This window comes from Shewanella hafniensis (assembly GCF_019655335.1).
GTDB lineage: Bacteria > Pseudomonadota > Gammaproteobacteria > Enterobacterales > Shewanellaceae > Shewanella > Shewanella hafniensis.
Genome location: NZ_BPFD01000014.1, coordinates 18,621 through 31,357, shown reverse-complemented (window position 1 = coordinate 31,357; position 12,737 = coordinate 18,621). Strand labels below are relative to the sequence as shown.

At 46.2% G+C, this 12,737-nt stretch carries 8 protein-coding genes and 1 pseudogene; 5 read left to right on the top strand and 4 right to left on the bottom strand.

The genetic code is table 11. The features are described 5' to 3' along the window. Positions 1-9 precede the first annotated feature (9 nt). Positions 10-732 (top strand): UDP-2,3-diacylglucosamine diphosphatase, encoded by a 723-nt coding sequence (locus tag K5Q99_RS06410; protein ID WP_106650138.1) that lies wholly within the window; start codon positions 10-12, stop codon positions 730-732. A gap of 128 nt (positions 733-860) precedes the next feature. Here K5Q99_RS06410 and miaE read toward each other — a convergent pair whose 3' ends face one another. Next, a complete protein-coding gene (miaE, locus tag K5Q99_RS06405; protein WP_106650137.1) occupies positions 861-1,631 on the bottom strand; it encodes a tRNA isopentenyl-2-thiomethyl-A-37 hydroxylase MiaE in 771 nt (256 codons plus the stop codon). A 283-nt stretch (positions 1,632-1,914) separates the two neighbouring features. Here miaE and K5Q99_RS06400 point away from each other — a divergent pair, with 283 nt between their 5' ends. Next, on the top strand, positions 1,915-2,511 hold the full coding sequence (locus K5Q99_RS06400; protein WP_006081117.1) for a Yip1 family protein: 597 nt from the start codon (positions 1,915-1,917) through the stop codon (positions 2,509-2,511). Between the two features lie 199 nt (positions 2,512-2,710). Here K5Q99_RS06400 and glnS read toward each other — a convergent pair whose 3' ends face one another. The 3 genes from glnS to K5Q99_RS06385 all read right to left on the bottom strand — a co-directional run bounded on the left by glnS (position 2,711) and on the right by K5Q99_RS06385 (position 7,123). Beyond that, complete coding sequence (gene glnS / locus K5Q99_RS06395) at positions 2,711-4,381, bottom strand: glutamine--tRNA ligase (protein ID WP_106650136.1); 1,671 nt, start codon at positions 4,379-4,381, stop codon at positions 2,711-2,713. Positions 4,382-4,596: 215 nt separating this feature from the next. Then, the gene (feoB, locus tag K5Q99_RS06390) at positions 4,597-6,891 is read right to left on the bottom strand and encodes a Fe(2+) transporter permease subunit FeoB (RefSeq protein ID WP_220776386.1); all 2,295 of its coding nucleotides are present in this window, start codon (positions 6,889-6,891) and stop codon (positions 4,597-4,599) included. Then, entirely contained in the window at positions 6,884-7,123 is a 240-nt protein-coding gene (locus tag K5Q99_RS06385; protein WP_220776385.1) for a FeoA family protein, read from the bottom strand. Before K5Q99_RS06385 ends, feoB begins: the two co-directional genes overlap by 8 nt. A 435-nt stretch (positions 7,124-7,558) precedes the next feature. Here K5Q99_RS06385 and K5Q99_RS06380 point away from each other — a divergent pair. From K5Q99_RS06380 to K5Q99_RS06370, 3 genes and pseudogenes are all read left to right on the top strand, one after another. After that, positions 7,559-8,519, top strand: a pseudogene (locus K5Q99_RS06380) (DmsE family decaheme c-type cytochrome). A gap of 13 nt (positions 8,520-8,532) precedes the next feature. Then, positions 8,533-10,683, top strand: coding sequence for an MtrB/PioB family decaheme-associated outer membrane protein (locus K5Q99_RS06375; RefSeq protein ID WP_220776383.1), 2,151 nt, complete (start codon positions 8,533-8,535; stop codon positions 10,681-10,683). A 35-nt stretch (positions 10,684-10,718) separates the two neighbouring features. Beyond that, positions 10,719-12,638 (top strand): OmcA/MtrC family decaheme c-type cytochrome, encoded by a 1,920-nt coding sequence (locus tag K5Q99_RS06370; protein WP_220776382.1) that lies wholly within the window; start codon positions 10,719-10,721, stop codon positions 12,636-12,638. The last annotated feature ends 99 nt before the right edge of the window (positions 12,639-12,737 follow it).

Here is a 12,737-nt window from a genome sequence, read left to right as displayed (position 1 = left end):
TCCCTGCGAATGCGAACTTTATTTATAGGCGATCTGCACCTGAGTGCAGATCGTCTTGATATCACCCAAGCGTTCACTCGCTTCCTCGACACTGAACTCGATGATGCCGACGCCCTTTATATCCTAGGTGATTTGTTTGAAGTCTGGGTTGGCGATGATATTGCCTTGCCTTTTGCCCTTGAACTCGCCGAAAAACTCAAGCAAGTATCGCAAAAACTGCCGGTGTATTTCATCCACGGCAACCGTGACTTTATGTTAGGCAAGCAGTATGCACGCGCCGCAGGAATGCAAATCTTACCCGAAGTGACGTGCCTGAATTTATACGGCGTAGACACGGTTATCTTACACGGCGACAGCTTGTGTACTTTGGATAAGGCCTACCAACGCTTTCGAAAACTGCGCAGTTTGTCACTGGCGCGTTGGCTATATGGTTGTTTATCAAAGAAAACCCGTCAGGGTATTGCCGATAAAATTCGCAGCAATAGCAAAAGCAGCAATCAGCAAAAAAGCTATACCATCATGGATGTGGAGCCCAATGCGGTCGATGCGTTATTTGCCAAGACCCACACCAAACATATGATCCACGGTCATACCCACAGACCCGCCATTCATCAACTTGCCAATGGCTGTCAACGTATTGTGGTTGGTGACTGGTATGAGCAAGGCAGTGTGCTGAGTGTCAGCGCCAAAGGGATTAATTTACAATCGTTACCCTTCGAGCAGACAACTTAAGTTAGCTTGCTTTTTATTGACCTTGTTTGAGTTTAAAGACGCTTCATATTAACGGTTCGAGCGAACCGTTAATCGTTTTAGCCATATCGACTTAATTCATCGACTTTTAAAGAGAAGCTAGTTTCAAATCAATTTGCTAGCGGCGACCCACTGTGGAAACGAAACTCATCATCCTGCGCCAGAATCAACTCAGCCTCTAACTCGCCAAAATACGTTACACGCTCGCGAATATCTTCAGGTGAAACTAACTGAGCTAACGCAAGATAATCTTGATAATGTCGAGCTTCAGAGCGCAGCAGTGACACATAAAACTTACCCAGCTCACCGTCTAAATAGGGCGCCAACTTAGCAAAACGCTCGCACGAACGCGCCTCAATATAGGCCCCCACAATCAACTTATCCCGCAGGATATCTTTCTCATGGGTGGTCACATAACTCATCATGCCCTTGGCATATCGGCCTGCGCGAATATTACGGTATTCGATACCGCGTTTGTGCATCAATTCCAATACTTGTTCAAAATGATGAAACTCTTCTTTAATCAAACGGATTAAAGGTGACACTAAATTGGCGGCAAATTTAAAGTTTGGCTTAGGCATCAGTTCGGCCACCAGTTCATTCTTTTTCACATCGCGCGCCAGAAAACTCACCACATCGTGGTCTTGGGAATAGATAAACTCTTCATAGGGTTTAGCCCACGCCAACAGAGCTCGACCACTGTCTTTATCTAACGCATATTTTCGTAGTAAAAATATCGCTGTCTGAGCCGCTTTTAACTCACAGTTACAGTGATCGATCAGCAACTCATCCAAGGAATCTGATTTAATCGCGACATCAATCCAAGTTTGCGGTGTTTCACAGCGAAGAAACGCGTGGATGGGGGCAAGAAGTTGCTGCATGGACTCACTCAATCTCATTCTGAATATCGCGCTATTTTACGCATATTTACTCATAAGCTATAGCATTAGGCTTCAGTAAACTTGACGCGCTGAACTTTTTGTTCAATAAATAATCTACACTCTAAAGAACTGAGATCCTGATCACACAGCCTCTCACTTCTGTATGTGTCACCAATCGTCAGTTAAAGGAACAGGACACCATTTTAACCTCGATTGTGGAGCTGTTATCAGCTCGTCTGACGTTTGGCGAGCCATTCATCAATGCTGAACAAGGATAATTATAATGATACTGAATCACTTAATGGGGCTATACACTCATCCTAAACAAGAGTGGCACACAATTGAGAAAAACCATGAGGCACTAAAAAGTAGCTTAAGTCATGTGGTGCTGATCGCCTTAATTCCTGCGATTTGCAGTTATATTGCTACGGCTTATATTGGCTGGAATCCAGGCGCTGGCGATCCTATTTACCTCACACCTCAAAGCGCCATGTTTATGTCAGCTGGCATGTATTTAGGCCTAATTGCGGGCGTATTCGCCCTCGCCTATTTGGCCTATTGGATGGCAAAAACCTTCGATGCAAACCCAACCTACACCCAAGCGTTAGAACTCGCGTCCTACACAGCTACACCATTGTTTATGGTCGGTTTAGCCGCCTTGTATCCAGTGCTGTGGTTTATCATGATAGTGGGATTGATTGGTCTGGCTTACTCAGTCTACTTACTGTACGCGGGTGTGCCGATTATTATGAATATCCCTGAAGAGAAAGGCTTTATCTATGCCAGCTCTATGGTGACCGCTGGTTTAGTGTTGTTAGTAGGGCTAATGGCAACCAGCGTAATCTTATGGAGCCTAGGTTTTGGTCCTATGTATCAATAACCAGTTGAATTAACTGTCACTCACACCAGCCAATAGCTTTATCGCTAATCCATAAAATAAAAAAGAAGGCCTAAAAGGCCTTCTTTTTTTGGGTCTGCTTAATGATCAGAACAACTTAGCTTAATTCAACTTAGCTTAATTGAGTTGAACTGTTTGACTCATTCCATCAAACCAATTCAATCAAGCTAATTCTATTAAATCATTCGAAAGAATCACGCAGCGCTACAGTTAAGTTAAACACTAAATTATCCGCTGACGAATCTTTGCTGTCTGCACAGAAATAACCTTCGCGCTCAAACTGATAAGCTTTTTCTGCTGGCGCATTCACTAGGCTTGCTTCAGCAAAACCGTGCACTACCACTAAGGATTCAGGGTTTAATACTTCGTCCACAGTCTCTGCCGCAGCAGGATTAGGATCGGTAAATAAACGCTGATAGAGACGGAATTCAGCTGGTTTAGCAGTAGATGCCTCAACCCAATGGATCACACCTTTAACTTTACGGCCATCAGCAGGATTTTTACCTAAGGTTTCAGGATCATAAGTGCAGTAAACCGTCGTGATATTGCCTTCGCTGTCTTTGTCACAACGCTCAGCTTTAATCACATAGGCATTACGTAAACGCACTTCCTTACCTGCTACCAAGCGTTTGTATTGTTTGTTGGCTTCTTCTCTAAAGTCAGCCACATCAATCAATATTTCACGGCCAAAGGCTAATTCACGTGTCCCCATGCTCTCATCATTTGGATGAGCGGCCGCTTGAATATACTCAAGTTCACCTTCAGCATAGTTTTCGATGATCACTTTCAATGGACGTAATACAGCCATCGCACGCGGTGCATGTTCGTTCAATTCTTCACGAATACACGCATCTAACATGCCGACTTCAATCATATTCTCTTGTTTAGTCACGCCGATACGTTGGCAGAACTCGCGAATTGACGCAGGCGTGTAACCACGGCGACGCAGGCCAGCAATCGTTGGCATACGTGGGTCGTCCCAACCTGACACGAGTTTACGGGTCACAAGGTCGTTTAGCTTACGCTTAGACATCAAGGTATATTCGAGATTTAAGCGTGAAAACTCGTATTGACGAGTACGATTCGGCGCTTGAAAATCATTCAAATTATCCAACACCCAGTCGTATAAACGACGGTTGTCTTGGAACTCTAAAGTACATAAAGAGTGGGTAATATGTTCTAACGCATCAGAGATACAATGGGTAAAGTCGTACATTGGGTAAATGCACCACTTGTCACCCGTTTGGTGGTGATGGGCAAAACGAATACGGTAGATGATAGGATCGCGCATACACATGAATGGCGACGCCATATCAATTTTGGCACGCAGCGCACACTCACCTTCTTTAAAACCACCGTCGCGCATCTTAGCGAATAAGGCGAGGTTTTCTTCGACTGATGTGTCGCGGAAAGGACTGTTTTTACCTGGCTCTTTTAACGTGCCACGGTATTCGCGAGTTTCATCAGCATTCAAGAAACACACATAAGCCAAACCTTTATTGATCAGTTCAACTGCATATTGATGTAACTGATCAAAATAGTTTGATGAATAGCGTACATCGCCATCCCACTGGAATCCAAGCCAACGCACATCCGCCTGAATAGAATTAACATAATCAATGTCTTCTTTTTCAGGATTAGTATCGTCAAAACGTAAATTACACAGACCGTTATAGTCTCGCGCTATCCCAAAATTTAAGCAGATAGATTTAGCATGACCAATATGAAGATAGCCATTCGGTTCCGGCGGGAAACGAGTCTGTACACTCGTGTGCTTACCGCTTTGTAAATCTTCATCTATGATATTACGAATAAAGTTACTCGGACGTACTTCAGTGTCCACATGACTCATGGAATTCCTCTTTGCGAACAATGGCAATTTTAAGAAAACCAGCATGATCCTACAGATCACTACTAGTTACAATGCCTAGTGCTAAAAACTATGGTTTTTGACCGGCTGGGTTATAACCGCGATAGTAAAACAATAAAAGCAGCCATGAAAGCTGCTTTTATCTTTGACCTAACTAAGCTGACATTTATTACTCAGTCATACTGACTCAGTAAATCTTACTCTGTGATGATGCGGATCCCTGGAATGATCTGCTGAGTTCTTCTGCCCTTACGTTTCAGCCATTGATAAAAGGCCACTAACGCAAACAGGAAGAAACCAATCCACAGACTCGATTGCACAGGATGCTGCGTAAAGGTTGCCGCTTGATAGACCACAGTCGCAGAACCATAGGCCAGAGAGAAAGTCCACGTAGCCGCAAACGTCGCCCAACGGGAACCAAACTCATGCACTAAGGCGCCCATCGCCGCGACACAAGGGGTATACAACAAGATAAACAGCAAGTAAGAGAACGCCGCAATTTTGCCACTGAAACCAGCTTGCAGGGCACCGAAGGTCGATGTTGCCACGCCTTGCTCTTCCGCTATCGCTTCTTTATTAGTCAAATCACCAACCGACAGTTTTAGCGGATCTTCCAGATCAATTCCAAACAAGTTTGCAGGAATCGTCGCCAGAGCCGCATTAAAGCTTTCACTCAATGGCGTAAGCTCTTCATCAGCGGGCGCGGCAGTGCTGTACAAACTGTTTAAGGTACCAACAACCGCTTCTTTGGCAAAAATACCCGTGATAATACCCACAGTTGCTGGCCAGTTATCCTGCTCTATACCCATAGGTGAGAAGACTGGCGTGATTTTTTGGCTCGCAACACTCAGCAAAGATGCTTGGCTATCTTCATGGCCGAAGGTGCCATCAACACCTATAGCATTGATAAAGTTCAATAAGGTTACCACCAGCACAATCGTTTTCCCCGCACCTAAAATAAAGCTCTTAGTGCGTTTGCCAGTGCGGACCATAACAGCTTTAAATTTGGGCATCTCATAGCTTGGCAGTTCCATCACCACAGCACTGCTGGTGCCGGGCAACAGGGTGCTTCTGAGTAATAAACCCGTACCGATAGCGGCAAAGATACCAATAACGTAAAGCAAGAAGACTAAATTCTGTCCAGAATCGGGAAAGAAAGCCGCGGCAAATAACGCATACACTGGCAAACGTGCACCGCAAGACATAAATGGCGCCATCATACCCGTGACAATACGCTCACGTTCACTGCCTAAGGTCCGCGTCGCCATAATCGCTGGCACAGAACAACCAAAACCGACAATCATAGGCACGAAAGCTTTACCGGGCAGACCGATACGGCGCATTAACCCATCAACTACAAATGCAGCGCGGGCCATGTAGCCAGAGCTTTCAAGGACTGACAAACCGAGGAATAAAGCAGCGATCACCGGAATAAACGTGGTCACGGTTTGAATACCTTGGCCAACACCACCAGCGAGAATAGTGACCAACCAAGCCGGAGAGCCCATGTTCGTCAAGAATGCGCCAAAGTGGTCGACAAACAACGCACCCGCAAACACATCGAAGAAATCGATAAAAGCGCTGCCAATATTGATGCTGAACATAAACATCAAATACATCACGAACAAGAACACAGGAATGCCAAGCACGGGATGCAATACGAGTTTATCTAATTTATCACTGAGAGTGAGGAATCCCGACTCTTTCACTGAACCTTGAAACACTTTCTCAACGAAATTAAAGCGCGTGGTAGCCACCATCACTTCAATATCATGGCCCTGCGAAGAGATAATCTGGGTACAGGTATTTACTTCATCCTGCAACTCAGCATTTTGGCAACTGCCACAACCTGAACCATTGCCAAGCATAGCCAAAGCACGGCCACGGCTTAATTGCGTGTCTTTGCTACAAAGCAACTGCACGCCCGCTTCAATTTGTTCATCGTAATGCAGTACTAATGGTGCTTCAGAGACTCGGCCTTGCAGTAAATCGAGTACCTGCGCTTGCACTTTTTCTACATCGGCAGGATCGCGTGAGCACACACCAATCACAGGGCAGCCCAGCTCTTTGCTCATTTTCTTTAAATCGACTTTGATACCGCGTTTAACTGCAGAATCAATTTTATTCAGCACGACCACCATAGGGATCGCGAGTTCACGCAATTGGGCGGTGAGATATAAATGACGTTCGATGTTAGTGGCATCGACTAAATTGATAATGCCGTCGACACGTTGCTCGGCGAGATATTGCTGCGCAATTTGCTCATCGAGTGAACAATCGCAACTATTGCCCGCAGGCAGAAGATCGTAAATACCCGGTAAATCGGTCAGATAGACATCGGCACCGTTTAAGGTGAAATGACCAGTCTTTTTCTCGACCGTCACACCAGACCAGTTACCGACTTGTTGATTCGCGCCGGTTAGCGCGTTAAAGAGCGTCGATTTACCCGCATTCGGGTTACCGACTGTGACGCAATGAAACTGCTTAGTCATTCGCCTTTTCCACCTCAATGATGTCTGCCAAATCTCTGCGCATACAAAGTTTACTACCACGAATATCCAGTTCGAGACCAGAGCCCATAGGTGCGTATCGGATCAATGAAAAACGCGTATTCGGCGTGATCCCCATGGATAACAACTTACGCTTCACGGTTTGTGGTAACACTAAACGCCCCACTTCAGAAATAATACCGCGATCACCGGGCCTGAGTTCGCTTAACTTCATTACGTATTCCACCTTGCAACAGGTTCAGCTCGAAAAACTGCGCCCATTGTAACTGAGCTATGACCCTAATAACTTTACCTAGATCAAGATTTTTGACTGGTAACGATAATAGTTTTCAATTGTGTTGGGTATTATGTGACAAAAATACCAATGAATAAACGGCCAACTGAAAATAAAAATCCATACCTAAGCGCACAAGAGAATGATGCGATCGACAGAAGTCAAAAAGCTGTGAACAAAACCCTTACCAAAGCAAACGTGATCAAGGTCACGCTTCCTCTATATCACCAGTAAAATCATCCCTCTTTACAGTGAAAAGACCCTCAGATGTTAAGCGAGTGTCACATATTTGTTCTAATATTAATCAGCTTTAATAAGCTAAATTAGCAATGTCGAAAGCGTAAAAATAACAAATATAAATGCACTCGGGAAAAGATGAACATGGAAATAAGGCTAAAGTTCAAAAGCATAGCTAATGCTATGTGTTTTGTTATCAATCGTGAGTATTTCTGTCTCGGCGACGCCTTGGGATGACAAAAAACCAGAGGACGTTGTCGCGACATTAGACAAAAAATTCGCCGAAGGTAAGTATTCTGCCAAAGGGGCTGACACTTGCCTGATGTGCCACAAAAAAAGTGCCGTGGTCATGGCCATTTTTGATGGGGTTCATGGTAATCCCAATGTGAAAGCTTCGCCCATGGCCGATTTGCAGTGTGAAGCCTGCCACGGCCCGTTAGGGAATCATAACAAAGGTGGCAAAGAGCCAATGATCACCTTTGGTGCAAATTCTCCTGTTCCCGCGCAAAAGCAAAACAGTGTTTGTATGAGCTGCCACAATGACAGCCAACGTATCGCGTGGAAAGGCAATCACCACGATAACGCCGATGTGGCTTGCGCAAGTTGCCATCAAGTTCATGTTGCCAAAGATCCTATCAGCGATAAAGCCAATGAAGTCGCCATTTGTACCCAATGCCATACCCAGCAAAAAGCCGATATGCACAAACGCTCGGCCCATCCATTACAGTGGCAACAGATGGTGTGCAGTGACTGCCATAATCCCCACGGCAGTTTGAACGATTCAAGCTTGAAACAAATGAGCGTCAACGAAAATTGCTATAGCTGCCACGCCGAAAAACGTGGTCCTAAATTATGGGAACATGCCCCCGTCACCGACAACTGCGCGAATTGTCACAACCCCCATGGCAGCGTAAACGACGCCATGCTGATCAGTAAGCCGCCGCAGCTTTGTCAACAATGCCACGCCTCGGATGGCCATAGCAGCAATGCCTACTTTGGCAATCAAACCAATGCCTTCACTTCAGGTAATTCCTGTATGAATTGCCACGGACAAGTGCATGGTTCTAACCATCCTTCTGGCAAATTGCTACAGAGATAACAAGGGAACGATCATGCCAACAGCTAAACTATCTCACCCTAGTGCTTGCTTCTCACTCACGTTACTCGCATGGGTGATAAGCGGTGTTTTATCTCAGGCACATGCCGAAGGTTATGAGCTACAACAGGCGAATCGAAGTGGCATAAAAACAGAAGCATGGAGCTGCAAACAATGCCAATCTAAGTCAGGGCATAGTGGTGATGTCAGTGCCACCCTCGCTTACAACGATGGCGAGGACAGCCGTTTCGGTAACCGCACTGGGACAGATAACGATGGGTTCGTTGGCGCAGTCGGTGCGGATATGGTGTACAAAACACAGTCGGGTTATCAAACTCAATTGATCGCGGATAAGTTAGGTTTTGATGCGGGCTCAGCCAAGCTCACAACAGGAAGGCCAGGGAACTATCAAATCAACTTAGGTTATAGAGGCTTAGCTAACTATAACCATAATCAACTCAAAAGCCCTTATACCTCATCGCAAGATAAGATGTTGTTGCCCGATAACTGGATAACAGGTGGCACAACACAATCTATGCCTATGCTACAGAGCAGCCTTGTTGGCCAAGATTTAAGTATTCAACGTGATCGCTTTATGATCGGTGGTTACTACGCGGGCAAAATATCACCTGAAGGTGACAATAACAGTCACTACAAAGCCTCGCTAAACTATCAGCATGAAGACCGCAGCGGCGCCAAAAAGACCAGCGCCAATATACTCACCAATAGCGTTATGCTCGCCCAACCGATTGATGACAGTACCGATGAAATCGATGCCAGAGTCTATTTTAATGGCACGGGCTGGCAGGCTGGCATCAATAGCCAAGTCAGCCAATATAAAAATGATCACCAAGCCATGCAATGGCAATCCGCCTACACGCCCACCTTTGGCGCGGCATACTTAGGTCAAAATGCAGTCGACCCCGACAGTAAAGCCTATCGCGTTGCCGCAGAAGCCTCTGGGGGAGCGAATGGTCAGAATGTGCTAATGCACGCAGGCTTTAGCCGTATGACCCAAGATGACACTTTTATTCCAGCCACCATCAATGGCCCGTCACCTGTCCTGCCTGCGGATACCTTAGATGGCCAAGTGGATATTATTGAAATGATCCTTAAATATTCGGGCCGGATCACCCAAGATTTAAGTGTACAGGCAAGCTACAACTATCAAGACAGAGATAACAAAACGGCCAAATTAGACTTCCCACAAATCATCACCGACAGTATTAACCAAGGCTCTGCTCAAAATAGCCTTTATGATAAGCGAACCAAAAAACTCGAACTTAAAGGCAAATACCGTTTTACTTCAGCCGCCTATGCCGAAGCAGGCTACAGCCGTAACGAAAACGATTACACTGAACTCGATCGCCAATCCGTCGATGAGTCAGGCGTGTTTGCCAAACTGAGCTATCGCTATTCCCCTGCTTGGTCAGCATGGTTAAAAGGAGAAGCACTAGAGCGCGATGGCAGTGAATACGATCCCGTCACGACCACTCAAAGCCAAAGCAATCCTTGGCTACGTAAATCCTACCTTGCCGACAGAAAAAGGCAAAAAGTCACCTTACACACTGATTATCAAACTGATATCGGCCTCTCGCTGGGCGCCAGCTTGCACAGTGTCGATGACGATTTTCACCACACCCAAGTGGGTCTTACTCAAGTGTCCTACCTAGGTTATGACGTATCGGCCCAATATGCGCTGAGTGACGATCTTCATTTCAGTGCCTTTGTTAACCAAGATTGGCGCGACTCAGATCAAGCAGGCAGCAACCACTTTTCAACGCCCGATTGGTACAGCACTGCCGAGGAAAAATCGACTTTAATTGGGGCAGGTTTTAGTTATCAAAACCTGTTCGATAATCACCTCGACATTGGCTTGGACTACAGCTATTCCGATGGACAGAGTGATACCGAGGTCGTCTACGGCATCACCAGTCCCTATGGCGATTTTTATGCCCGCAAACACAATATTAATGCCTACGCCAAATATAAGTTTGCCGACAGTATGTCGCTACGCGTCGATTGGTTATTCGAGAAGTATCAAGATGCTAACTGGCAAAACCAAGGCACAAATTGGGACACGCTTCCCAACGTACTCAGCTTTGGGGATATGAGCCACGACTACAACGCTCACTATTTAGGCTTGACCTTAAGCTACCAAATGTAACTTAGACACTGACAGCGCATTCCAAGGATAGAAATATGAACAAGTTTGCAAAAATGAGCTCGAAATTCAGTCTGATGCTGGCCTTAGTCTCGCTATTAAGCGCCTGTGGCGGTGATAACGGCCAAGATGGCAATCCCGGTGAACCCGCAAAACCGCCCGCGTTAACCATCACTAGCCTAAAGGTCACGGTCGATAAAGTTCAAATGATAGATGGTATTGCTCAAGTGGATTTTCAAGTGAGCAATCAAGATGATGAAGCCGTGATTGGTGTCCCATCGGCGACGTTTATTGCGGCGCAGCTTCTGCCGCAAGGTTATACAGGTGCGGGTAATAGCAGTGAATGGCAGCATTTTACCGCCGAAACCTGCGCGGCAACTTGCCCTGGCAGTCTCACAGATCATAAAAACGGTCACTACAGCTACATCTTCAGCGCACCGTTTAATGGCATGAATGGGGTGACGTTTATGCCCGAAGCGACCCAAAGAATGGTGGTCAAAATCGGCGGCGATAAACTTGCCGATAACACGCCCTTGCCTATTACCAATCAACATTATGACTGGCAATCTTCTGGGGATAATGTCGCTTACACCCGTAACTTAGTCACAATAGAAACCTGTAATAGTTGCCACAGCGATCTTGCTTTCCATGGCAGTAAATATAATCAAATCGAAACCTGCGTCACTTGCCATAACAGCAAAAAAGTCAGTAACCCTGCGGATATTTTCCCGCAAATGGTCCACAGCAAACATCTAACCGGTTTCCCGCAACCCATCAGTGACTGCCAAACCTGTCATGTCGATAAGGCTGAGTTAGCTGAGCAGCAAAATTGGCACAGAGTCCCAACCATGCAAGCCTGTGGCGCCTGTCATACACAAATTAATTTTCCCGCAGGCGAAGGACACCCAGCGCAGGCCGACAACAGTAACTGCGTGGCGTGCCATAATGCCGACTGGACCGCAAGCGTTCACAGTGATGAAGACAAAACTGCGGCACTGATGCAATTTAGCCCAAGCATTACCAGCGCCAGTATGGATGCCAATGGTACAGTCACAGTCGCGGTTAACTTGATGAACCCAGCTACTGGTAGCGTCTACAGCGACAGTGCCGATAAGTTAAAATTCATCAATGATTTAAGGGTATATGCCAACTGGGGAACCAGTTTTGATTACGCGACCCGCTCTGCCCGCTCAATCAAGCTGCCGGAATCCACCCCCGAGTCAGGCTCAAATGGCATTTATACCTATACAATAGCGGGCCTTACCGTGCCTGCGGGCACTGAAGCGGATCATGGCGGACTCGCGATCCAAGGCCGAGTCTACGCCAAAGACAAGGTACTCGTTGATTGCACGACAGAACTGGCGGAAGTGTTAGTGATTAAAGCCAGCCACAGTTATTTTGATACGGCAGCATTAAGCAGTACGGGTCGTCGCACTGTTGTTAGTAATACAAGCTGCGGCAATTGCCATGGCGATCAAAAGCTTAATATCCACGGCTCACGCAACGATCTCGGTGGTCAATGTCAGCTATGTCATAACGCCAATATGCTGGCCGATGCGACGGCAGCCAATCCTTCCACCACATCGTTTGACTTTAAGCAGCTGATCCACGGTATTCACACCAGCCAATTCACTGGTTTTGAAAACCTAAACTACCCAGGAAAAATCGGTAACTGCACCCAATGCCATGTTAACGATTCTGCGGGCATATCTACCGTCGCCCTTCCTTTAAATTCAGCGGTACAACCCCTTGCCCTCGATAACGGCACTTTTACCAGCCCGATTGCCGCTGTGTGTAGCAACTGCCATTCAGCTACCAGCACTCATAACCACATGGCTCAGCAAGGTGCTGTTTTTGCAGGCACAAAAGCCGATGCAACTGCAGGAACTGAAACCTGTGCTTTCTGTCATGGACAAGGCGGCGTCGCGGACGTGTTAAAAGTGCATCCCATAAACTAAACCTATGATGCTGACCTAAAAAGGCCAGCAACTGCAGATATAAAAGGAACTCATACTATGCAGTCATCTACTCCTAAAGAAATAGTCAGATCTCAGTCA